This window comes from Mesoflavibacter sp. SCSIO 43206 (assembly GCF_019904215.1).
Lineage (GTDB): Bacteria > Bacteroidota > Bacteroidia > Flavobacteriales > Flavobacteriaceae > Mesoflavibacter > Mesoflavibacter zeaxanthinifaciens.
This window is the reverse complement of record NZ_CP063201.1, coordinates 1,105,919-1,129,459: the sequence shown is the minus strand read 5'-3', so window position 1 is coordinate 1,129,459 and position 23,541 is coordinate 1,105,919. Positions and strand designations below refer to the sequence as shown.

Genomic DNA, 23,541 nt, shown 5'->3' with positions numbered 1-23,541 from the left:
TTATGAATATTAAAATAGCTGTAATAGGTTTAGGTTATGTTGGTTTGCCACTAGCTGTAGAGTTTTCAAAAAAGCATAATGTTATTGGTTTTGATATAAATAAGACTAGAGTATCTGAGCTAAATAAAGGTATAGATGAGACTTTGGAAGTAACAGAAGAAGACCTGAAATCTGTATTGAATAAAGAAAAAATAGGTTTAAAAATAACCGATAATAAAGAAGATTTAGCAAACTGTAATATATACATAGTTACCGTTCCAACTCCTGTAGACATTAACAATAGACCATTATTAACACCATTAATAAAGTCTTCGCAAACCATTGGAGAATATTTAAAAAAAGATAACATTGTAATTTATGAGTCTACAGTTTATCCAGGTGTTACCGAAGATGTTTGTGCTCCTATTTTAGAAGAAGTTAGCGGACTTACTTTTAATAAAGATTTTACATGTGGTTATTCACCTGAAAGAATTAATCCAGGCGATAAAAAACATACTATTACAAAGATTAAAAAAGTCACTTCTGGCTCTACGCCAAAAACAGCAGAAATTGTAAATAATTTATACGCTTCTATTATTACAGCAGGAACACATTTAGCACCTTCTATAAAAACTGCAGAAGCTGCAAAAGTTATTGAAAATGCACAAAGAGATATAAATATTGCTTTTGTAAATGAGCTTGCTAAAATCTTTAATAAATTAGACATAGATACACAAGCTGTACTAGAAGCAGCCTCTACAAAGTGGAATTTTCTTCCTTTTAAACCAGGCTTGGTTGGTGGACACTGTATAGGTGTAGATCCTTATTATTTAGCTCAAAAAGCACAAGAAGTTGGTTACCATCCAGAGATAATTTTGGCAGGAAGACGTCTTAATGATTCTATGGGAGAATTTGTAGCGTCAGATTTTGTAAAACTTATGCTTAACAAAGGAATAGAGGTTAAACACGCGAAAGTTTTAATGTTAGGAATAACATTTAAAGAAAACTGTCCTGATATAAGAAATACAAAAGCAATAGATGTATATAAAAGCTTAAAATCGTATAATATCGACGTTGATATTTATGATCCTTGGGCAGATACAAAAGAAGTTGAAGAAGAATATTCTATTAGTTTAGTTTCTGATATTAAAGATAAATATGATGGAATAATTCACGTAGTATCGCATAATGAGTTTAACAAGTTAGATTTAGCAAAATTTAAAAAGGAAAAAGCTGTGATTTATGATGTAAAAGGAACATTAAATGTTTCTATAATTGATAAACGCCTATAATTATGTACAAAACCAACTTCCATAATAAAAAATTAAAAAATCTCACCTTTTTAGTAACAGGTGGCGCAGGTTTTATTGGATCGAATTTAGTAGAATACCTACTTAAAAATAATGCTAAAAAAGTCGTTATTTTAGATAATCTTGCAACAGGAAAACTTTCAAACATTAGCGATTTTATTAAACAACCTAATTGCAAGTTTATAGAAGGCGATATTAGAGATTTAGACACTTGTAAACAAGCAATGCAAGATGTAGATTACGTCTTACATCAAGCAGCTTTAGGTTCTGTACCACGATCAATTAATGATCCAATAACTTCTAACGCAGTTAATATTTCTGGTTTTTTAAACATATTAGTAGCAGCTAAAGAGTCTTCTACAGTAAAAAGAATGGTGTACGCTGCATCGTCAAGCACTTACGGAGATAGTAAACAACTTCCAAAGGTAGAAGACAACATAGGCAAACCATTATCACCATATGCAGTCACTAAATATGTCAATGAACTGTATGCAGATGTTTTTTACAAAACCTATGGTTTAGAAACAATTGGCTTAAGATATTTCAATGTTTTTGGACAAAGACAAGACCCTAATGGCGCTTATGCAGCAGTAATACCAAAATTTATTGGTCGTTTTTTAAATAATGAAGAGGTTATTATCAACGGAGACGGAAAACACTCAAGAGATTTTACATACATAGAAAATGTAGTTCAAGCCAATATAAAAGCAGCTTTAACAGATAACCCAAACGCAGTTAATCAAGTATATAACGTTGCTTTTGGCGATAACACTAATTTAAATGAATTAGTTGAAGCTATTAAAAACGGACTTTCAGCTTTAAATATTTCAACGTCCTCCAAAGTAACTAACGGACCAGAAAGACAAGGCGATGTAAAACACTCTTTAGCAGATATATCTAAAGCCAAAACTAATTTTGAATACAATCCTGAGTTCTCATTTTCTGAAGGAATAGAACACACGATAAAATATTATATAGATAATAATGAAAGCATTTAGCATTTCAAAAAACTTAGAATCAGCAATAAAAGCTTCATTACTTGCCGGAAAGGAAATAATGAAGGTTTATAATTCTGAAATTGAAGTAGAATACAAAGACGATAAATCGCCATTAACAGAAGCAGATAAAAGAGCGAATGACATTATTAATTCGTTTTTAATTGCCACAGAAATTCCAATTATTTCAGAAGAAAATAAACAAACAGATTATAACGAAAGAAAACACTGGAATCAATGCTGGATTGTAGATCCTGTAGATGGTACCAAAGAGTTTATAAAAAGAAATGGTGAGTTTACTGTAAACATAGCATTAGCCGAAGATGGTATTCCAAAATTAGGCGTCATTTACGTACCTGCAATTAAAACCATTTATGTTGCAGATGTAGAAATCAAACAAGCTTTTAAAGCAGAATTAAATACTCATGATGTTTCAATAGATGAAGTTTTAAGTTCAGCAACTCAACTGACACCAAAACAAGATGATTCATCACTAGTTGAAGTTGTTGGAAGTCGTTCTCACATGAGTCAAGAAACACTTGACTATGTAGAAGATTTAAAACAACAAGGAAAAGAGGTACACATAGTATCAAAAGGAAGTTCTTTAAAATTCTGTTTAGTTGCAGAAGGTAAAGCAGATGTTTACCCGCGTTTTGCACCAACTATGGAATGGGACACTGCTGCAGGACAAGCTATCTGTAATGCTGTTGGTATTTCTGTAATTTCAAAAGAAACCAATAAACCATTACTTTATAACAAAGAAAATTTGTTAAACCCTTGGTTTGTAGTGTCTAAATAAAATGAAAGATAGCTCATATAAAAGGCACCTTGCCAAAACCATTACTTGGCGTATTGTTGGTACAATAGATACAATTGTACTATCATGCATCATATCTGGTAATCCATTTACAGGATTAAAAATTGGATTTTCAGAAGTGATTACAAAAATGGTTTTGTATTATCTACATGAAAGAACATGGTTTAAAATTAACCTATCAAAAGACGGTAAAATACTAGAAAGTAAAAAAAGGCACATAGCAAAAACATTAACTTGGCGATTTATAGGCACTTTAGACACAATAATTTTGGCTTGGATTATATCTGGTGACCCATTAACAGGTCTTAAAATTGGTTTTGCAGAAGTTATTACAAAAATGCTATTATACTATTTACATGAAAGAACATGGTATAAAATAAATTATGGATTAGATGAAAGAAGGAAATAAACCAGACATAAGCAAAAATATCATACAACATGATTATCAAGTTAGTTGTGAAGACAGAAGGCTAAAAAACAATCACAAATCCTTTTTAATTTGGTTTACTGGTCTATCAGGGTCTGGTAAATCTACAATAGCAAATCTTGTAGAACAGCAACTTTTTGAAAAAGGAATTAAAACCTATACGCTTGATGGTGATAATATTAGAAAAGGAATTAATAATGATTTAACATTTTCACCTGAAGATAGAACTGAAAACATAAGAAGAATAGCCGAGATCTCTAACTTAATGATTGATGCAGGTTTAGTTGTCTTAGCTGCATTTGTTTCACCTTATAAAAAAGATAGAGAAAACGTCAAGAATATCGTTAAAAACAGTAATTTTGTCGAGGTTTTTATCAATACTAGTGTTGAAGAATGTGAACGTAGAGACGTTAAAGGACTTTATAAAAAAGCACGTGCAGGAGAGATAAAAAACATGACAGGTATATCGGCGCCTTACGAAGCACCAGAACAACCTGATATAGAAATAAAAACAGAAGAAGTATCTGTAAAAGAGGCGGTTAATAAAATTATTGACCACATAACACCAAAATTAAAACTGGACAATGAGTAAGTATTACTTAAACTATTTAGATGAATTAGAAAGTGAAGCAATATTTGTATTGCGAGAAGTTTGGGCACAGTTTGAAAATCCAGTCATTCTTTTCTCTGGTGGTAAAGATTCAATAGTCGTTACACATTTAGCTAGAAAAGCGTTTTACCCAAGCAAAATACCATTTTCTTTAATGCATGTAGATACAGGACATAATTTCCCTGAAACTATTCAATTTAGAGATAATTTAATTAAAGAATTAGGCGCTAATTTAATTGTTGGATCTGTTCAAGAGTCTATTGACCAAGGTAGAGTTGCTGAAGAAAAAGGAAAAAATGCAACTCGTAACGCACTACAAATTACAACACTTTTAGATGCTATTGAAGCTAATAAAATAGATTGTGCAATAGGAGGAGGAAGACGTGATGAAGAAAAAGCAAGAGCAAAAGAACGTTTTTTCTCACATCGAGACGATTTTGGACAATGGGATCCAAAAAATCAACGACCAGAATTATGGAACATCTTTAACGGGAAACATTTTGAAGGCGAGCATTTTAGAGCATTCCCAATAAGTAACTGGACAGAAATGGATGTGTGGAATTATATTAAAAGAGAAAACATCTCAATTCCATCACTATACTTTGCTCACGAAAGAGAAGTGGTTTGGAGAAGTAACTCTTGGATCCCAAAATCTGAATTTTTAATTTTAGATGAAGGTGAAGAAGTAGTAACTAAAAAAATACGTTTTAGGACTTTAGGAGATATTACCATAACAGGAGGAATTGAATCTGATGCAGATACAGTAGAAAAAATAGCTCAAGAAGTTTCAGCAATGCGTCAAACCGAAAGAGGTAACAGAAGTGACGATAAGCGTTCAGAATCGGCAATGGAAGATAGAAAAAGAGAAGGATATTTTTAGAGTTGAGATAATAGGAGATAGGCTATAAGCTTTAGGCGATAGGCTTTATGCGAAAAATAAATATTTAAATTTGAGAGATTTTAAAAAATATGAAGTGTGGCGATTAAGTCATAAGCTTACCTTAGAAGTTTATGACCTAACAAAATCATTTCCAATAAACGAAAAATATCAAATCATTTCTCAAATGCAAAGAGCAGCATATAGTTTACCTTCAAATTTTAGTGAAGGTTGTGGCAGGAAGTCAGATAAAGAGTTTTCACGATTTATCCAGATTTGCTTAGGATCAGCACACGAATTAGAATATTTTTTCATTTTATCAAAAGATTTAAACTATATATCAGAAGAAGTTTCGGATGAAATGAGTCAAAAAATAAATATCATAAAACGAAAACTATTTACTTTAGACAAACGGCTTAAAGCTTAGTACCTAAAGCCTAAAGCATAAATTATGTTAGACAATAATCAATTATTAAGATTTACAACAGCAGGAAGTGTAGACGACGGAAAAAGTACACTAATTGGTCGATTATTATACGATTCAAAATCTATTTTTGAAGATCAATTAGAAGCGATAGAAAGCACAAGTAAGAAAAAAGGACATGATGGTGTAGACTTAGCGTTATTTACAGATGGATTAAGAGACGAAAGAGAGCAAGGGATAACCATAGATGTGGCTTACAGGTATTTTACAACACCAAAACGTAAGTTTATCATAGCAGATACACCAGGACATATTCAATATACACGTAATATGGTTACAGGTGCATCAACAGCAAATGTTGCTATAATTTTAGTAGACGCAAGACACGGTGTAATTGAACAGACTAAAAGACACGCGTTTATTGCTTCTTTACTACAAATCCCACATATTATTGTGTGTATTAATAAGATGGATTTAGTAGATTTTTCAGAAGAAGCTTATAATAACATTGTTTCTCAGTTTGAGAGTATTTCATCTAAAATGCTAGTTAAGGATGTAAGATTTATACCAATTTCAGCATTATTAGGAGATAATGTTGTAAACCGCTCAGAACATATGTCTTGGTATCAAGGTGCACCATTATTACATACTTTAGAGACGATGCATATTAGTAGCGATGTAAATAAAGTAGATGCACGTTTTCCTGTGCAAACCGTTTTAAGACCACAAAGTGAAGATTTTAGAGATTATCGTGGTTATGCAGGTCGTGTTGCTAGTGGTATTTTTAGAAAAAACGATGAGGTAACGGTAATGCCTTCAGGCTTTACTTCAAAAATAAAAAGTATAGACACCTTTGATGGAGAAGTTAATGAAGCATTCGCGCCAATGTCAGTATCAATTACATTGGAAGACGATATTGATATTAGTCGAGGTGATATGATTGTACGCTCTAATAACAAACCAGAAGCATCTCAAGATATAGAGGTTATGTTATGTTGGTTAAATAATAATTCTGCAAAACCTAGAGCAAAATACACTATTAAACACACGTCTAATGATCAAAAAGCGATGATTAAAGAAGTAGTTTACAAAATAGATATTAATACTTTAGAGCGTAATAGCGAGGATAAAGATTTAAAGATGAACGACATCTCTAAAGTAAAAATAAGAACAACAAAACCATTAATGATAGACTCATACAGAGAAAACAGGACAACGGGAAGTATTATCTTGGTAGATGATACTACTAATGAGACTGTAGCTGCTGGTATGGTTGTATAATTGTTATAAATATTCAATAATTAATAAAAAAAAATCAAATGTTAGATCTAAAAGGTAAATCAATTTTAATAACAGGAGGAACAGGTTCCTTGGGTAAAGCTCTGACAACACATATTTTACAAAAATATCCAGAGGTAAGACGTTTAATAATCTTTTCACGTGATGAACAGAAACAATTTCAAATGGCTCAAGAGTATCCTTCTCATAATTATCCTCAAATTAGATTTTTTATTGGCGACGTAAGGGATAGAGAGCGATTAGAAAGAGCTTTTCAGAATATAGACTACGTTATTCATGCTGCAGCAATGAAACATGTACATATTGCAGAATATAATCCAGACGAATGTATTAAGACAAATATAAACGGTGCAGAAAATGTTGTTGATGCATGTTTTAAAACAAATGTGCAGCGCGTGGTAGCTCTATCTACAGACAAAGCTTGTGCACCAATAAACTTATATGGTGCTACAAAATTAACTTCAGATAAACTATTTGTAGCAGCAAATAATATTAAAGGACAAAACCCAATTCGGTTTTCTGTGGTACGTTATGGTAATGTAATGGGATCAAATGGATCCGTAATTCCGTTCTTTATCAACAAGAAAAAAGAAGAAAATAGACTACCTATTACAGATCCAAACATGACAAGGTTTAATATTTCTTTGCAAGGCGGTGTAGATATGGTCATGCATGCATTAGAACACGCTTGGGGAGGCGAGCTTTTTGTTCCAAAAATACCTTCATATAAAATAATGGATGTTGCAGAGGCTATTGGACCTGATTGTGAAAAACCCGTAGTTGGCATTAGACCTGGTGAAAAAGTACATGAAGAAATGATTACTGCTTCAGACTCTTTTTACACCTACGATTTAGGTAAATACTATACTATTTTACCAGCGACACATCAATGGAGCTTAGAGGACTATATTAAAACCTTTAATGCTAAAAAAGCGCCATTAGGATTTAGTTATAATTCTGGAGATAACGACGAATGGGAAACAGTAGAAAGTTTAAGAACATTAATTAAAGAACACGTTGATCCTACTTTTGAAGTCTAATGAATAAGCCAATTATACCATACGGGCGTCAACATATTGACCAAATAGATATTGATACTGTTATCAATACATTAACCGCAGATTTTTTAACACAAGGACCTAAGGTTAGCGAGTTTGAAGAAAAATTTGCTAAATACGTTGGCAGTAAGTATGCTGTAGCTGTTTCTAATGCCACAGCAGGTCTTCATATTGCTGTTATGGCTTTAGGATTAAAGCCAGGTGAAAGAGTGATTACAACACCTATAACCTTTGCAGCATCTGCAAACTGTGTAAGATATTGCGGTGGTGAAGTGTGGTTTGCAGATATAGATCCAAATACCTATACGCTGTCATTAGAAAGTACCCAAAAGCTTATAGAGAGTAAACCAAAAGGATTTTTTAAAGGAATTATACCTGTAGATTTTGCAGGTTTACCTGTAGATTTAGAGCAATTTAGAACATTAGCAAATGAGCATGACTTATGGATTATCGAAGATGCTTGTCATGCACCAGGAGGTTATTTTACCGATTCTAAAGGTCAAAAACAACATTGTGGTAATGGTGCTTATGCCAATATAGGTATATTTTCGTTTCATCCGGTAAAGCATATTGCCTGTGGAGAAGGCGGTATGGTAACTACAAATGATGAGGCATTATATAACAAATTATCAAAATTAAGAACCCATGGTATCACTAAAGATAATATGAGTGAAAACCATGGAGGTTGGTATTACGAAATGCAAGAACTAGGGTATAATTATAGGTTAACAGATATCCAATCTGCATTAGGAATAACACAATTAGAAAAAAATGACGTTGGTGTTGTAAGAAGAAATGAAATAGCAGAAAACTACAAAGAAGCTTTTAACGGAAAAATTAAGTTTCAAAGCCTACCAAAAGGAACATATAACGCACACCATCTTTTTGTAATAGAGGTTGAAAACAGAAAAGCGCTTTATGATTATTTAAGAGAAGAGGGCATATTTGCTCAAATACATTATATACCTATTCACACATTACCTTATTATAAAAAAATAGGTTACGAAAATGCAGATTTAAAAAACGCAGAACAATATTACTCAAGATGTATAAGTCTACCTATGTATCCTAGTTTAACAGATAAAGAGCAAGAATACGTAATAGATAAAGTCTTAAATTTTATTAAATAGTGGCTAACAGTAAGTTAATATTAGGAACTGTACAGTTTGGATTGGAATATGGAATAAATAATAAAAAAGGAAAACCATCTGATAAATCAATTAAAGAAATATTAGACTATGCTTATTTAAATAATATAAACTATCTAGATACAGCTGAAGCCTATGGTAACTCTCAAGAAAGAATAGGTTTATATCATAAAAATAGCCCTAATAAATTTAAAATAATTACCAAGTTTAGCTCTACTATAAAACACCTTTCAGAAGACATAAATAAAAGAATAAACACCAATTTAAACACTTTACATGTAGATAATCTATATTGCTATATGTTTCATTCTTTTAAAGATTTTGAAGCTTACTTTTTAAAATTTAAAAAAGACTTATTATCATTAAAAAGAAATAAAATAATTGAAAAAATAGGAGTTTCAGTGTATACAAATTCTGAAATTGAAAAAGTATTAATGTTTGAAGAGATTGATTTAATTCAAATGCCTTTTAACTTATTTGATAACGAAAACAAACGACAAACTGTTATTGAAAAAGCAAAAAAGAAAGGTATAGAAATACATACAAGATCTGCTTTTTTACAAGGACTCTTTTTTAAAGAAATAAACCAGTTAAATGGAAATTTAATAGTATTAAAACCTAATTTAAAATCACTAAAAAAAATTTGTGAATTAAATAATATAAAAATTAATGATTTAGCACTAAAATATGTTTATGATAAAGAATACATTGATAATGTATTGATAGGTGTTGATGATTTAGAACAATTAAAATCAAACTTAAAAACAATTAAAACTTTTATAAATAAGGACATTTATAATGAAGTTAAAAGTATAAATGTTAAAGAAGATTATTTGCTAAACCCTTCAAACTGGAAATCATGAATTTATTTAAAGACTTAAATAACAAAGTTATAGCTATAACAGGAGGATATGGTTATTTAGGTAAAGCGATGGTAGATATTTTGTCATCTTATAAATGTAAAGTTTATGTTATGGGAAGATCAAAAAATAAATTTTTAGAAAAATTTAAAGATAATGGACAAGTAAATTTTCAATATGTAGATGTATCAGATGTAAATTCGATAACTGAAGCATTTAAAAGTATAGCAGAAAAAGAAAAAAGAATAGATGTTTTAATTAATAATGCCTATTTTGGAGCAACAAATCATCCAGAAAATATCACCTCAGAGGAATGGAGAAAGGGCATTGAAGGAGGATTAAATCAATTTTTTGACTGCATAAGAGAAGCAACACCATATGTGAAAAAATCTAACAATGGTAAAATTATAAATGTAGCTTCTATGTACGGAATGGTTGTACCTGATTTAGATGTCTATAATGGTAGAGAAGAATTTTTAAATCCACCAAATTATGGAACAGCCAAAGCAGGTGTAATACACCTAACAAAATATTATGCTATGTATTTAAGCAAATATAACATAAACGTAAATGCTATATCACCAGGTCCATTTCCTTCAAAAGATGTACAAAAAGACACAGAGTTTATTAATAGATTAACGAAAAAAACAAAATTAAAAAGAATAGGTCAACCATCAGATTTAGACGGAATAATATTACTGCTTTCTTCTAACGCATCAAATTATATAACAGGTCAAAATATCGCTGTAGATGGAGGTTGGACATTATAAAATAGGAGCAATAATTCAAGCTAGACTTGGTTCTAAAAGATTACCAAATAAAGTTTTAATGCCTCTAGGGGGTAATGACAATACTATAATTTCACAAATAATTTCTCAGCTTAAAAAGGTAGAACAGATTGAAAAAATAATTGTAGCTAGTTCTTTAAAAAAAGCAAATGATTTATTAGAAACATATGTTTTAAGTTTAAATACTGAATGTTTTAGAGGCTCTGAAGACGATGTGCTATCAAGATTTTCACATATATTAAAAAATAACTCATTTGATTATGTATTAAGATTTACTTCAGATAATCCTGTTGTAGATATAAAGTATCTTAAAGAATTTATAAATAATGTTCTAACTAAAGAATTGGATTACTCTTATAGCCAAAACCTACCTTTGGGTTGTAATTTTGAAATGATTAAAGCAAACCTAATTACAGATGCACATCAAAAGACAACAAAAAGTTATGACAAAGAACATGTAACACCATATGTAAAGAGAACAGCAAAAAAACAAGAATTATATAACTTTAAAATAGATACATTATTTAGTAAGCTTAGGCTTACAATAGATTATCCCTCAGATTATTCTTTTGTGTTTTTAATTTCTTGTCTTTTAAAAGATCAAGAATTAAATATAAATAATATTTATAAACTTGTTAGCCAAAACCTATGGTTACTAAATATTAACAACGATAATTATCAAAAAAAAGAATATCTAAATCTAGAAGAAGAAATAGCAGATTTATTACCCATTGTTAAAGAACGAGAGTTTAAAAGAATTGAAAAGCTATTATTAAATGTTTCAAAAGAAAATAATATTTAGAGCAGACGGAAACTCAACAATAGGATTGGGTCACTTATACAGATTATTTAGTCTTATTGAGATTGTTAAAGATACTTTAGAATTTATCTTTTTAACACATCACAACTCAACAGATTCAGTAATTCCTGATAAATATATTAAACGAATTATACCTCAAAACATTAGTATTGAAGATGAACCAAAATGGTTGGTAGATAATTTTTCACCTAATGAATATATCATTATTGCAGATGGTTATCAATTTATTTCATCTTATCAAAAAGACTTAAAGTCAAAAGGTTATAGTTTAATCTATATTGATGATTTAGCTAAAGAGTATATGTATGCAGATGTAGTAATAAATCATTCTCCATATATTAAAGAAAAACATTATAAAAAGGCACCTTACACGAGATTAGCACTAGGAACTAAGTATTCATTGTTACGCCCTTTATTTTTAAAAGCTGCTAAACAAGACAGAATAATAAATAAGATTGATTGTGCGTTTGTATGTTTTGGTGGTGCAGATCCTTTTAACTTAAGTTTAAAAGCAGTTAAAGCTCTTTTACAGGTAGAAAAATTTAAAAAGATTCATGTTATTTTAGGTGGTGCATACAAACATAAAGAGATTTATAATTTAGAGAATAAGCACTCTGATATAATTACAACATACCAAAACTTAGACGAGAGTGAATTAATAAAAGTTATGTGCAAAAGCAATTTTGCGATTGCACCTGCAAGTACTATTTTGTATGAGCTATCTTGTGTAAAGATGCCAATTTTGAGTGGGTTTTTTGTAGAAAATCAAGAATTAATTTATAAAGGCTTTTTAGAAAATCAAGCTATTTATAAAGGAGGGAATATGAAGGATTATCAAGTTCTAGACTTTGTAAACCAAATTAAAGACATTTTAAAAGATCAAAACATAAACGCTATAATTGAATCGCAAAAAAAATTATTTGATAACAAAATAGCATCGAGACATTTAAATATAATAAATGAAACAATAATATCAATAGGAGTACTCTGTAGCGGAGGCTTAGGTTTAGATACATTAATAAAACTAGCAAAAGAATATACAATTCAATTTGTATTAACAGATAAAAACTCTATAGGAATTATAGATTTTGCAAAAAAAAATAGTATTCCATTTTATGCTGGTAACCCAAGAAAAGGAAAAGGCTATAATTTTATAAAAGAATTCAATATAGATATTATTGCTTCAATTAATTATTTGTTTTTAGTAGAAGAAGATATTATTAATCATTCCAACACACTTACATTTAATATTCATGGATCATTATTACCAAAATATAGAGGAAGAACACCACATGTATGGGCAATTATAAATGGAGAGGAAAAAGCAGGAGTCACAGCACATATAATTGATAAGAGTTGTGATACAGGTAAAATAATTCATCAAATAGAAATACCTATCGGAATCGAAGATACTGGAGCAATAATGCTAGAAAAATATGCAAAATCATATTATCCTTTGGTCAAAAAAGTGTTGAATGATGTTGTTAACAACCAATTAACATTATCAATACAAAACGAAAAAGAAGCCACATATTTCGGAAAACGGACACCAGAAGATGGAGAAATTAATTGGCAATGGACCAAAGAAGATATTCGAAACTGGGTAAGGGCTCAAGCAAATCCATATCCTGGCGCTTTCACTTTTTATAACAATAAAAAAATAATAATTGATAAAGTATCTTTTTCAGAAGTAAAAACATCTAACAACCAGTTAAATGGTGAAATTATACAGCTAAACCCTTATGTTACTGTTAAGACTAAAAATGGAGCAATTAACTTAGAAACAATAAGAACAGAAAACTGTACCTTTACCATAGGAAAAATATTTAGTAATGAAAATAGGAAATAAGACTATAGGTGGTGAAAATCCATGTTTTATAATCGCAGAACTTTCTGCAAATCATAATGGAGATTTAAATGTTGCAATAGAAACTATAAGAGCAGCAAAAAAAACTGGAGCAGATGCTATTAAGCTTCAAACATATACACCAGATACACTTACTATAGATTGTGATAACAAACACTTTAAAATAGCAGAGGGGACACTTTGGGATGGTAAGACCTTATATGAACTTTATGGTGAAGCATATACACCTTGGGAGTGGCATAAAAAACTTTTTGAAGTAGCCGAAGAAGAAGGTTTAATTTGCTTCTCATCTCCTTTTGACAAGACAGCAGTTGATTTTTTAGAGGAACTTAATGTGCCAGCCTATAAAATAGCCTCTTTTGAAATTCAAGATATTCCATTAATTGAATATGCTGCTTCAAAAGGAAAACCTATTATAATATCAACGGGAATTGCCGAAGAGGAAGATATAAAATTAGCTGTAGATACTTGTAGAAATGTAGGAAATAATGATATAATATTGTTAAAATGTACATCTTCTTATCCCGCTCCTTTAGAGTTAGCAAATTTAAATACTATTCCTGATTTGAAAAAGCGTTTTAATGTAGAGGTTGGTTTTAGTGATCATACTTATGGTGCTTTAGCTCCTACAATAGCAACAACATTGGGCGCAAAAGTTATTGAAAAACACTTTATCATGGATAAATCTATTGGTGGTCCTGATGCAGATTTTTCTTTAGATGTTAATGAATTTACCGATTTGGTAAATAAAGTAAGGGATACAGAAAAGCTTTTAGGTAAAATTTCTTATCAAATTTCAGAAAAAGTAAATAAAAACAGGAAGTTTGCAAGGTCATTATTCGTGATTGAAAATGTTAAACAAGGAGAAATTATTACTGAAAATAATGTAAGATCTATTAGACCTGGTTATGGGTTGCACCCAAAATACTTTAATGATATTTTAGGCAAAAAATTTGTAAAAAATGTAGATCGAGGAGAACCTTTAGCTTTAGATATGATAGAAAATTTATCAAAAAATCTATAATATAATCTTTATATTAAACTACAATAAAACTGTCGTATGAAATTACTTTTTATTGAAAATAGACATAAAACTTACCTATATGAGTCTATAGCTCAAAAACTTAAAGCCTTAGGTCATGATATTTATTTTATGATTCAAAATAAAGATTTTGCGCCTGCTAATACATTTAATAATTATTTTATAGAATATCCTAAGGGAAATTTTGATTTTAATAAAGCAGATCATGTCGAAAAAGTAATAACTAGCGACAGGCAACTTAATCACTTTAACCAAAAAGACACAGCGTATTTTTATTATTACGATGCAAAAATACACGACTACCTTAAACATATTAAACCAGATATAGTATTTGGTGAGTCTACAGCGTTTCATGAACTATTAGCAATAGAAAATTGTAAAAAACTTAATATTTTATATTTAAACCCATGTACGTGTAGATATCCCGTAGGGCGTTTTTCATTTTATAAAAGCGATACACTACAACCCTACTCGGGAAGTAATGAAGTTTTAGATGCAACAATTGCGTTAACAATAATTAATCAAATTGTTAATAGAGAAACAGCACCAAACTATATGGCGCCTGTAACAACACCTAAAAATCTAGTGGTAAAAGATCAATTAAAAAAAACACTAACCTATTATAAAGGCGAATCTTATAATACACCAAACCCTGTTATAAAATATAAGTTAGAAAAGCAGAAAAAGAAAAACATTTTAAAGTGGGATAAAAACGCATCAAACACTATAGAAACCTCTAATGCTATTAAGGTATTATATCCTTTACAAATGCAACCAGAAGCAAATATAGACGTTTGGGGAAGACCTTACCGTAACCAATGTGAGTTAATTAAAACCATAAGTAAAGCTTTACCTAAAAATGTAGTATTATATGTAAAACCAAACCCAAAATCTAAGTACGAGCTAGATAAAGATCTAATAGATTTTACACAACAGGCAAATAATGTAAAAACCTTGCACCATTCCACTAAAATGGATACCATATTACCCAATATAAACTTGGTAATTACCGTAACAGGCACTATCGCAATAGAGTGTATTTTATCTAATAAACCAGTAGTAACGTTAATACAAACCCTAAACAATACAGCAAAAAACTGCAAATACATAAGTAATATAGAAACTGAATTACCAGAAATTATCGCTACAGTATCTAATAATAGCTTTCCAAAACTTAATGATCAAGATAAAATAACTTTTATTAACACACTAAATAAGACAAGTTATAAGGGAATTATCTCAGATCCTTTTAGTGATCCTAATTGTGTTAATGGCCAAAACTTGGATGATCTAATTTTAGCGTTTAATCATGTTATAAACACCTAAATTTAGTTTTAATGTATTCAAAAATAATTTTATTAAAGAATTATACTGTTAATTTAAAACTATCAGAACGACCTTTTAAAGAGTTTGAAAATTCATTAATATTTGGTTGTCCAATTAACTTAGAAGAGATAGGGTTAAGTACATCAAATGAAGAACTAGGTAACAAGTTAAAAGGATATTGGCTGAAAGTTGATATAAAAGATGATAAAATTGTATTAACTAATGATATTTTAGGCGGTTATAGGGTCTATTACTTCATACAAGGTAATAACATATATATATCAGATAATTATTCTACAATTTTAAAAGATTTACAAAATATAGAACTTAAAAAAAATGAAGTTGAATTTAATTACTGGTTAAAACATCGTTTTACGTCTGGAAAAGCAACTTTTATTGATGGTTTAAAAAAGCTAAACCCAGCAAGTGTATTAGAGATTTCTGAAAATTCGTTTACAGAAATTAGCTATTTTAAAGATATTAAACGGTTCACAAATTCAGTTTATCATAAAAACAAAATACATGAAGATTTACTAAATACCTTCTCGTTAATAAAAAAAGCGAAGACAAAAACTATTTTATTATTTAGTGGCGGTAAAGACTCCTGTCTTTTATTACAATATTTACTATACTTTAATATTCCATTTACCCCCGTTTTTTTTAAATTAAATCCAATTTCTAAATTTGGTCTGGAAGATTTAAAACGCGTGAGAGCTGTAGCTAAACAATTAGGCTTGCAGTTAGATGAAGTAGAAATTAATCTATCTGATTTAACAAAAGAAGAACAGGAAACTATTATAGAAAAGCAATTGTTTGATAGACATTTTTCTATTTTACACTATAAAGGAAGTAAAATAATAAAAGAAAAATACGGAACCAATTGTATAGTTATTAATGGGCAGAGTTCTGATAGTATTTTATCTTTTGGACCTTCAGAGAATAGCTTGATGAGCTATTTTAGGAGAAACATAATGTATAAACCTAAAACGATAATTTCAAAATTAGGAGTCTTGTTGTTAATGCTAAAGACTAAAAGAAAATTTAAGTTACCAATAAGTAAAGAAGAAGCATTAGTTGCTTTATTTGACGAGTATAAATACACTAGAGTAATAGATTGTCAAGTTAAAAAAAATTATATTAATTATTTAAAAGAGTATATAAAAGCACAAACCAAACATCTAACTTCAATTTATGCTAAAGAAATGTATGTTAAAATACTATCTTTTAGTCAAGGTTCAGATAATCAGGTTGTTGTGAATAGTTCTAAATTAAACCAACTATTAACTATAATGCCTTTTGCAACACCAAATATTATTTATACGACAATAAAATATAAAGATGAAAATTTAGAAATTAAAAAACCTAAATATATAATAGAAAGGATATTAGAAGAAGAGTTTGCATTTCATTATGATGCATTGAAGATTGATCAGATAGACGTTAGTGATGTTATTATAAATGAAAATACAGCTAATATTGAAATAGACAGTCTATTTCATGAAAAAGCAAAAAGCTTTTTTAAAAGCGAAAAACCTATTGAAGCAATACGATGAAAAAAATAATAACATTATTTGTTGGATTAATTCCTATAGGCATTATAAGAAAACTATTTTTAAATTTAATAGGGCATAAAATTTCATATAAATCTAAATTAGGATTTAATATCCTTTATATAAGCGATATAAAATTAGAAGAAAGAACAAGTATAGGTAGTTTTAATCTAATTGCAAGTAAATCGTTATACTTAGAAAAACAATCGTTTATAAAAAGATTTAATTACTTTAAGGGACCATTTAAGGTTCATTTAAGTTATAAATCAGGTATATCAAATAACAATAAATTTAGAAGAGCAAACTACCCAATCTCTGTAGGAGAGGCATCTTTACATTTAGGCAAAAATTCTTTTATAGTTTCCAATCATTTTATCGATTTAACTAAATCTGTTAGTTTTGGTGATAACTCTATTTTAGCAGGTATCAATACACAACTTTGGACACATGGGTATTATCACGCCAATGAAGGACCTGATAGGATAAGAATTGATGGAGAAATAAAAATAAGCAATAATGTTTATGTTGGCTCTGGTTGTATCTTTAATCCAGGTGTTAAAGTTAATGATGCTATACATATTGGTGCTGGTAGTGTTATCTCAAAAGATTTGACGGAAAAGGGTATGTATGTTAGCCAAGGATTACGCTTTATCAAAAATGATATAAACACTATCAAAGAAAAACTTCATAGAGTCAAAGATAACGGTTTAGTAGAGCATGTATACAGTAAGTAGAATATTTAGTAATAAAAATCATATTAATGATAATAAAATTCTCTGGGTCAATAGAGCTAAGGGTATTGGAATTTTATTTGTTGTTTTAGGACATGTTTTAAGAGGATTAAATAATGCTGGTATTTTTGTTGGAAGTATATTTAATAATATAGATTATGCTATTTATACATTTCATATGCCATTATTTTTCTTTTTATCTGGTATTTTCTTTTTAAAAAGCTTAAAAAAAAGAAGATTAAAATCCTTTTTAAAGGATAAAATTAATATACTTCTATATTTATATATTCTTTGGTCTATTATACAGTTTGTAATACAATTAGGTTTGAATAAATACACTAATGGTTCAGTAAGTGTAGAAGATTTTATAAAAATCTTTTATCATCCAATTGGACAAATGTGGTTTTTATATGTTCTATTAATGATTTTTATTGTTAACGCATTTATTTTTTCATTACTTTCTGAAAAGTATAATTTATTGATATTAATCTCTTTGTGTTTATTAGGTGTTGGTCTTAGGATTTTTAGTAGTGAAAGTTATCATGTAATAAATAAATTTTCTTCTAATTTTTTATTTTTTCAACTAGGAATTTTTTGGTCGATCTTTAATTTAAAATATAAATTTAAGTCTAGTTATTTAGGTGTTATCCTCTTATTTATCATAGCAGTATTCTATTTAACTATAAAAAATAATTTAGACAATAATTTATTGGATTATGATCACCAAATAGTACCTGCTATTTTTGGGTTGACTTTGAGTTGTCTAATTGCAATGGTTTTAAAACTTAATATATTGAATAAATTAGGAGAACTTTCTTTACAAATATATTTAGCACACATACTATTTGCTTCTGGCGCAAGAATAATACTACATAAGTTTTTTGATATTACTGATTTAGGTTTTCATATTATTTTAGGAGTATTTTTTGGAGTTTTTGGTCCGCTTGTTTTAGTAAAACTAAATAAAAGATTTACAATGTTTAATTTTTTATTTGAAAACAGATTGAATAATGTCACTAGTTAAGCCAACTTATTTATTGTTTTATTCCTTTTTAATATGGTTCATAGCTTTTGTAACTGTACCTGCTAAATATATTAATTTAGGAGATTCACTTTTTTACCCTTTGGCAACATTATTTGTTTATAATATATTATTTGTTATTGGGTCAGCATCCATAAAAAGTGTTCAAAGAAAAGACCACTTTATTTCTCCTCAGAAAAAAAAACAAATCATACTGATTTTTTTTCTTATAGGTTTTATAGGCGTTATAATAAGAATCTATCAAAGGGTATATTTGCAAGAGATTTATTTTGCAGAAGATTTAGTAAGAACTAGAATGGATTTAATGGCGACCGAAGGAAATTCTGGGTTGTTAGGTGTTATATCTGCTTTAACTTACCCTTTTTCTACGATTGCGCTCATGCTATCTATTATTTGGAACAAAAGTATAAATAGATTTTTTTTAATGCCATTATTAATTTTGGGTTTATACCCATTCATAGACTCTTTTTTAACTGAAAGTCGCTTGTTGATAGTTTTTGTAGGATGCATGTTATTTATCACCATATTAGCCTCCAAAATAAGTTTCTTTAAATCTTTTACTCAATTCAAGTTAAAAGGTATAAGACTGTTTAAGTTGCCTACTATTTTTAGAAGGAAAAGATTTTATTTTCCAATAATAATCCTATTCGTTGGTTTTATTGTTTTTAGTAAAAATGTTGTAAATAATAGATTAGCTACTTTTGGTTACAGGGATACACTATCTGTATGGGAGTTTTATCATGATACAGAAATTGAAGAAGGTTTTAAAAAGGAGGTTAGAAACGCTAGTTCTGTAGAAGAAAAAAATCAACTAATAGGAACATATAGCTTAAAACATTATTTCTGTCATAGTGTATTTGAATATATTAGATTAGTTAATCATTTAGATAGTACTACAGGTTATTATTATGGTGTATATGAGTATTATACTTTTATTAAACCTTTTAAATTTTTAGGTATTCCTATTGTATCATTTTCTGAGTTAAACAAGGTGTCTCTTAAAGCTGCAGTTTATACTACTTTTTGGGGGCCTTTTTATATAGATTTCGGCATTTTTGGTTTTCTAATAAGTTTTCTATTGGGGCGTTTTAGTAAACGAATGTATTTAAAGGCAAAAAATGGATCGGAATCTGCAATTTTATTATACTCTTTTATAGCAGTAATAATCTTAGCATCATTTTTTGTTAATTTTTCTATGGGAGGAAATTTATATTTTCTATTCGCAATATTTGTTGGTATATTATTCATAAAATTTTGGCCCAATAACATAGTAATAACAAAATAAATGAGACATACAATATTTTTTGTTTTTTTTGTCTCTTTTGTATCGAGTTGTAAAAACGATATAAATTTAAATAACCAAAAAGATTACAGCAATCTTATAGATATAAATGACCAATCTTATGTAGTAGATACAACTTATCAAAAAGGAGATATAAGGCGTTACGGTATATATCCCAACCAATCTTTTTCAAATAAAACTTGGAATCAAGTATTGCTTTTAGCCAGTAAAGGTATGCCTATTACATTTCAAAAAGGGATATACCATGGTAATTTTATTTTTAGTGGGTTAGATAATATAACTATGCACTTTAAAGATGCAACACTTGCAGGAGGTATTCAAATAATTAATAACGAAAACAAAGGGTCTAAAAACATTAATCTCTTAGGTAAACTTACTGTTTTAGATAAAGTTTTTATTAAACAGTCTCAATCAATTAAGTTTGATAACCTTAGTATTGTTTCAGATACTATACATAATATTTATCAAAAACAAAATAGAGGATTAAGTATTTATGCAGGCTCTAAAAAAATCAATATAGACACATTAAAAATAATAGATACTGGAGGTAGCAGCGATTCTTTTTATAAATACAGCGCTTCTGCTCTACAAGTCCATGGATATAATAATAATCCAGAAGATTTAAATATAGGTTATCTGTATATTAAAAATGCAGAAAGAACAGCATTATATTTAACAGGCAATAATCATCATATAAAAAAAATAGATATTGATAATTTTGGTTTTGGATCTAATAGTAATATGTTTGGGTTAGAAGATGCCAAACCTAAGTCTCAAGAAGTGTTTGCTGGAGCTTGGTTTAATAAATGTAATGATTGCACAGTGGACACTCTAGTTATAAATGCACAACCAAACAGTAAAATTTTTAGTGCTAAGTTTGGTCTTGGTGTTTATTCTAAACCCTGTATCATTAATAATATTCAGTTTAATAAACACGCGCAACAAATGCCAATAGAAGATGACTTGTTAACTAACGTGCTTGTAAAAAGAGTTTTAAATGATTATTATTAAACATAGAGATAAAATCGTTTATAGCTTATATTTTATTATTTGTATAGCTTTTATCTTGTCCTATGCCATAACAAATATTGCTTCAATATTATTATTGGTTGTTTTTTTTATTGATAAAAAGACTAACTTATTATACAAGTTACAAACTATTAAAACTAACAAAGTTATATGGTTATATATACTCTTTGTGTTAGTACAAGTTATAGGATTAAGCTATACTGCAAATCTAGACGAAGGTTTTAGGCGTATTACAGTGCTTATGCCATTATTATATTTACCAGCAGTGGTAATTGCAGAAACTAAAAGTAAAAGATATTTTAAGTTGTTTATAGATGCACTTTTAGTAGCTATACCACTTATCTTTATAATTCTTATTTTAATACATCTTTTTTACGACCAAAGAACTTTAAGCACATTTGTGCATTTTACTATAGAAGAAAAGTTAGGCGTTAGTCAGTTTTATTTAGTGTATATAGTAGTATTACCGTTATATCTATCCTATCAAAATATAAGCAATAAAAGCTACGTAGTTTTAAATGCAATTATCTTTTTAGTAACCATAATTATAGTCTTAATTCTAGGTAATAAAACATCAATTATTCTATTAACTCTTTTAATGTTATTGTTTTTATTAAACAATTTAAAAAATAAAAAAAGATTACTCTTTGGTTTTATAACTATTACTGCACTTTTTATAACCGCATATAATATTTCAATAGTCAAAGAACGTTTTACAAATGTTTTTAAAACAACAGATTTTGATATAGAAATTATAAAAACCAAGAATAGCTTTACAGTAACTAAAAATACATTAGAACATAGAGCTTTAATTAATTATTTATCTTTTTCACCAATAGTAAAGGCATTACCGTTTGGTGTTGGTACAGGAGATGTAGAAGATATGCTTCAAAAAAAATATAAAGAAATAAATTTTAAAGCAGGTATACTAAGTAAATATAATAACCATAACCAATATGTTTACGAGTTTTTTAAAACAGGTGTTTTGGGCGGTTTTGTATTTATCTTTTTATTGTTTGTATTAAATAAAAATGCAGTTTCAACTAATAGCTTAGCCCAAATATTAATATTATTTTTTACCATAGGTTGTTTTGTAGAGTCTTATCTGTTTAGACAACACGGAATTATTATCTTTGGCTTTTTAATACCTCTATTTTTAACAAATAAACTGAATCATAAAAATGAAACTGTTAAGTAAACTTTTTTCTATACTATTTATTATAAGTGTAATATCGTGTAAAACAAATAAAGATAAAAAAGGAGAAGACTCAACTACCCCAAAAAAAGAAGACGTATTTAACGATTCTATATACGTTATGAATCCTAAATTTCCTGTAGGAGATGTAAGGCGATATGGGCTTACTGCAGAAACGGCTAAACAAGCGCATCCAAAAACAGGAAAAAATAGAATGACTACAGTATTAGATTTGGCAGAAGCATCTGGTATAGAAATGACGTTTCCTGGTGGTTACTATGGGATGGATTTAACCTTAGATTCTCGTAAAAACCTTAAATTAAAATTTAATAAATCAGAGTTTAGCTTAATTCATATCACTCAAGTTAACGATTCTTTACCAATTCCAGAAAATATTACACTTAAAGGTAGCTTAATTGCTTATGCGAGATTAGGTATTACTGAAGCTAAAAATATAAAAATTGATAGTGTCTTTTTAAAAACAGATGAAGAAAAAAATCTCTATAAAATGAGAAATACTGGATGTCATATCTATCATGGTTGTAAAAATATAACCATTAATTATTTAGAAGTTGACGATTTAGGTTCTGGATCTAATAAATATAAATATACACATGCCGCTATTGCTATGGATGGTTGGAATAATAATCCAACAGATGTTACCATAAACAAAGCCGTAATAAACAGTACAGATAGGCATGGTGTGTACATGACAGGACAAGATAATATTATAAAAGATCTTACCATAAAACGATTTGGAGTTGGCTCTGTAGAAGGTATGGATGGTATGCAAGATGCCGCAAAAGGAGAGGAAAAAGAGCTAACAGCAGTATGGCTTAACAAATGTGATTACTGTTATGTAGATAAGGTTACAATTGACGAAAAAGATAGTAAAGCAGCAAACACATTTTTCTTAGATACAGGTAACAAAGACAAACCTTCAGAAATTGGTAATGTTATAATCTTAAACGATAATCCTAAAATAGAAGTAAAAAAGGAAGAGAATACTAATGTTCAAATAGTATCAATAACAAAAAAATAAGC

General features: G+C 28.9%; 23 protein-coding genes. All 23 read left to right on the top strand.

Features of this window, described 5'->3' with window-relative positions; translation table 11 throughout:
• Positions 1-2 precede the first annotated feature (2 nt).
• The 23 genes from INR78_RS05385 (at position 3) to INR78_RS05275 (ending at position 23,539) form a co-directional block, all read left to right on the top strand.
• Positions 3-1,271, top strand: coding sequence for a nucleotide sugar dehydrogenase (locus INR78_RS05385; protein WP_223077789.1), 1,269 nt, complete (start codon positions 3-5; stop codon positions 1,269-1,271).
• Between the two features lie 2 nt (positions 1,272-1,273).
• The gene (locus tag INR78_RS05380) at positions 1,274-2,287 is read left to right on the top strand and encodes an SDR family oxidoreductase (protein WP_223077788.1); all 1,014 of its coding nucleotides are present in this window, start codon (positions 1,274-1,276) and stop codon (positions 2,285-2,287) included.
• Positions 2,274-3,083, top strand: coding sequence for a 3'(2'),5'-bisphosphate nucleotidase CysQ (cysQ, locus tag INR78_RS05375; RefSeq protein WP_223077787.1), 810 nt, complete (start codon positions 2,274-2,276; stop codon positions 3,081-3,083). Before INR78_RS05380 ends, cysQ begins: the two co-directional genes overlap by 14 nt.
• A gap of 1 nt (position 3,084) precedes the next feature.
• Complete coding sequence (locus INR78_RS05370; protein WP_223077786.1) at positions 3,085-3,510, top strand: DUF2061 domain-containing protein; 426 nt, start codon at positions 3,085-3,087, stop codon at positions 3,508-3,510.
• A gap of 7 nt (positions 3,511-3,517) precedes the next feature.
• The gene (gene cysC, locus INR78_RS05365) at positions 3,518-4,120 is read left to right on the top strand and encodes an adenylyl-sulfate kinase (protein ID WP_223078035.1); all 603 of its coding nucleotides are present in this window, start codon (positions 3,518-3,520) and stop codon (positions 4,118-4,120) included.
• On the top strand, positions 4,113-5,018 hold the full coding sequence (gene cysD, locus INR78_RS05360) for a sulfate adenylyltransferase subunit CysD (protein ID WP_223077785.1): 906 nt from the start codon (positions 4,113-4,115) through the stop codon (positions 5,016-5,018). The genes cysC and cysD overlap by 8 nt, the downstream gene beginning before the upstream one ends.
• 94 nt (positions 5,019-5,112) lie before the next feature.
• Entirely contained in the window at positions 5,113-5,442 is a 330-nt protein-coding gene (locus tag INR78_RS05355) for a four helix bundle protein (protein WP_255593127.1), read from the top strand.
• Positions 5,443-5,466: 24 nt separating this feature from the next.
• On the top strand, positions 5,467-6,720 hold the full coding sequence (gene cysN / locus INR78_RS05350; protein ID WP_370632525.1) for a sulfate adenylyltransferase subunit CysN: 1,254 nt from the start codon (positions 5,467-5,469) through the stop codon (positions 6,718-6,720).
• Positions 6,721-6,758: 38 nt separating this feature from the next.
• On the top strand, positions 6,759-7,778 hold the full coding sequence (gene pseB / locus INR78_RS05345; RefSeq protein WP_223077783.1) for a UDP-N-acetylglucosamine 4,6-dehydratase (inverting): 1,020 nt from the start codon (positions 6,759-6,761) through the stop codon (positions 7,776-7,778).
• The gene (gene pseC, locus INR78_RS05340) at positions 7,778-8,926 is read left to right on the top strand and encodes a UDP-4-amino-4,6-dideoxy-N-acetyl-beta-L-altrosamine transaminase (protein WP_223077782.1); all 1,149 of its coding nucleotides are present in this window, start codon (positions 7,778-7,780) and stop codon (positions 8,924-8,926) included. The genes pseB and pseC overlap by 1 nt, the downstream gene beginning before the upstream one ends.
• Positions 8,926-9,807, top strand: coding sequence for an aldo/keto reductase (locus INR78_RS05335; protein ID WP_223077781.1), 882 nt, complete (start codon positions 8,926-8,928; stop codon positions 9,805-9,807). The genes pseC and INR78_RS05335 overlap by 1 nt, the downstream gene beginning before the upstream one ends.
• The gene (locus INR78_RS05330) at positions 9,804-10,574 is read left to right on the top strand and encodes an SDR family oxidoreductase (protein WP_223077780.1); all 771 of its coding nucleotides are present in this window, start codon (positions 9,804-9,806) and stop codon (positions 10,572-10,574) included. The genes INR78_RS05335 and INR78_RS05330 overlap by 4 nt, the downstream gene beginning before the upstream one ends.
• Complete coding sequence (locus tag INR78_RS05325) at positions 10,555-11,394, top strand: cytidylyltransferase domain-containing protein (RefSeq protein WP_223077779.1); 840 nt, start codon at positions 10,555-10,557, stop codon at positions 11,392-11,394. The genes INR78_RS05330 and INR78_RS05325 overlap by 20 nt, the downstream gene beginning before the upstream one ends.
• A complete protein-coding gene (gene pseG, locus INR78_RS05320; RefSeq protein WP_223077778.1) occupies positions 11,369-13,261 on the top strand; it encodes a UDP-2,4-diacetamido-2,4,6-trideoxy-beta-L-altropyranose hydrolase in 1,893 nt (630 codons plus the stop codon). The genes INR78_RS05325 and pseG overlap by 26 nt, the downstream gene beginning before the upstream one ends.
• Positions 13,245-14,303, top strand: a complete 1,059-nt coding sequence (gene pseI / locus INR78_RS05315; RefSeq protein ID WP_223077777.1) for a pseudaminic acid synthase — start codon at positions 13,245-13,247, stop codon at positions 14,301-14,303. The genes pseG and pseI overlap by 17 nt, the downstream gene beginning before the upstream one ends.
• Before the next feature lie 36 nt (positions 14,304-14,339).
• Entirely contained in the window at positions 14,340-15,647 is a 1,308-nt protein-coding gene (locus INR78_RS05310; RefSeq protein ID WP_223077776.1) for a capsular biosynthesis protein, read from the top strand.
• Between the two features lie 11 nt (positions 15,648-15,658).
• Positions 15,659-17,200, top strand: a complete 1,542-nt coding sequence (locus INR78_RS05305) for a hypothetical protein (protein WP_223077775.1) — start codon at positions 15,659-15,661, stop codon at positions 17,198-17,200.
• Complete coding sequence (locus INR78_RS05300) at positions 17,197-17,931, top strand: hypothetical protein (protein WP_223077774.1); 735 nt, start codon at positions 17,197-17,199, stop codon at positions 17,929-17,931. Before INR78_RS05305 ends, INR78_RS05300 begins: the two co-directional genes overlap by 4 nt.
• Positions 17,915-18,952: an acyltransferase gene (locus INR78_RS05295; RefSeq protein ID WP_223077773.1), complete on the top strand. Its 1,038-nt coding sequence runs from the start codon at positions 17,915-17,917 to the stop codon at positions 18,950-18,952. The genes INR78_RS05300 and INR78_RS05295 overlap by 17 nt, the downstream gene beginning before the upstream one ends.
• Positions 18,939-20,255 (top strand): hypothetical protein, encoded by a 1,317-nt coding sequence (locus INR78_RS05290; RefSeq protein ID WP_223077772.1) that lies wholly within the window; start codon positions 18,939-18,941, stop codon positions 20,253-20,255. Before INR78_RS05295 ends, INR78_RS05290 begins: the two co-directional genes overlap by 14 nt.
• Positions 20,256-21,284, top strand: a complete 1,029-nt coding sequence (locus tag INR78_RS05285) for a hypothetical protein (RefSeq protein ID WP_223077771.1) — start codon at positions 20,256-20,258, stop codon at positions 21,282-21,284.
• Positions 21,271-22,500, top strand: a complete 1,230-nt coding sequence (locus INR78_RS05280) for an O-antigen ligase family protein (RefSeq protein ID WP_223077770.1) — start codon at positions 21,271-21,273, stop codon at positions 22,498-22,500. The genes INR78_RS05285 and INR78_RS05280 overlap by 14 nt, the downstream gene beginning before the upstream one ends.
• The gene (locus INR78_RS05275) at positions 22,484-23,539 is read left to right on the top strand and encodes a hypothetical protein (protein ID WP_223077769.1); all 1,056 of its coding nucleotides are present in this window, start codon (positions 22,484-22,486) and stop codon (positions 23,537-23,539) included. Before INR78_RS05280 ends, INR78_RS05275 begins: the two co-directional genes overlap by 17 nt.
• Positions 23,540-23,541 lie beyond the last annotated feature (2 nt).

Coding starts and splice junctions, on each gene's coding strand:
- INR78_RS05385 (WP_223077789.1), top strand. CDS start 3: ATGAATATTAAAATAGCTGTAATAGGTTTAGGTTATGTTGGTTTGCCA.
- INR78_RS05380 (WP_223077788.1), top strand. CDS start 1,274: ATGTACAAAACCAACTTCCATAATAAAAAATTAAAAAATCTCACCTTT.
- cysQ (WP_223077787.1), top strand. CDS start 2,274: ATGAAAGCATTTAGCATTTCAAAAAACTTAGAATCAGCAATAAAAGCT.
- INR78_RS05370 (WP_223077786.1), top strand. CDS start 3,085: ATGAAAGATAGCTCATATAAAAGGCACCTTGCCAAAACCATTACTTGG.
- cysD (WP_223077785.1), top strand. CDS start 4,113: ATGAGTAAGTATTACTTAAACTATTTAGATGAATTAGAAAGTGAAGCA.
- cysN (WP_370632525.1), top strand. CDS start 5,467: ATGTTAGACAATAATCAATTATTAAGATTTACAACAGCAGGAAGTGTA.
- pseB (WP_223077783.1), top strand. CDS start 6,759: ATGTTAGATCTAAAAGGTAAATCAATTTTAATAACAGGAGGAACAGGT.
- pseC (WP_223077782.1), top strand. CDS start 7,778: ATGAATAAGCCAATTATACCATACGGGCGTCAACATATTGACCAAATA.
- INR78_RS05330 (WP_223077780.1), top strand. CDS start 9,804: ATGAATTTATTTAAAGACTTAAATAACAAAGTTATAGCTATAACAGGA.
- INR78_RS05325 (WP_223077779.1), top strand. CDS start 10,555: ATGGAGGTTGGACATTATAAAATAGGAGCAATAATTCAAGCTAGACTT.
- pseG (WP_223077778.1), top strand. CDS start 11,369: ATGTTTCAAAAGAAAATAATATTTAGAGCAGACGGAAACTCAACAATA.
- pseI (WP_223077777.1), top strand. CDS start 13,245: ATGAAAATAGGAAATAAGACTATAGGTGGTGAAAATCCATGTTTTATA.
- INR78_RS05310 (WP_223077776.1), top strand. CDS start 14,340: ATGAAATTACTTTTTATTGAAAATAGACATAAAACTTACCTATATGAG.
- INR78_RS05305 (WP_223077775.1), top strand. CDS start 15,659: ATGTATTCAAAAATAATTTTATTAAAGAATTATACTGTTAATTTAAAA.
- INR78_RS05300 (WP_223077774.1), top strand. CDS start 17,197: ATGAAAAAAATAATAACATTATTTGTTGGATTAATTCCTATAGGCATT.
- INR78_RS05295 (WP_223077773.1), top strand. CDS start 17,915: ATGTATACAGTAAGTAGAATATTTAGTAATAAAAATCATATTAATGAT.
- INR78_RS05290 (WP_223077772.1), top strand. CDS start 18,939: ATGTCACTAGTTAAGCCAACTTATTTATTGTTTTATTCCTTTTTAATA.
- INR78_RS05285 (WP_223077771.1), top strand. CDS start 20,256: ATGAGACATACAATATTTTTTGTTTTTTTTGTCTCTTTTGTATCGAGT.
- INR78_RS05280 (WP_223077770.1), top strand. CDS start 21,271: ATGATTATTATTAAACATAGAGATAAAATCGTTTATAGCTTATATTTT.
- INR78_RS05275 (WP_223077769.1), top strand. CDS start 22,484: ATGAAACTGTTAAGTAAACTTTTTTCTATACTATTTATTATAAGTGTA.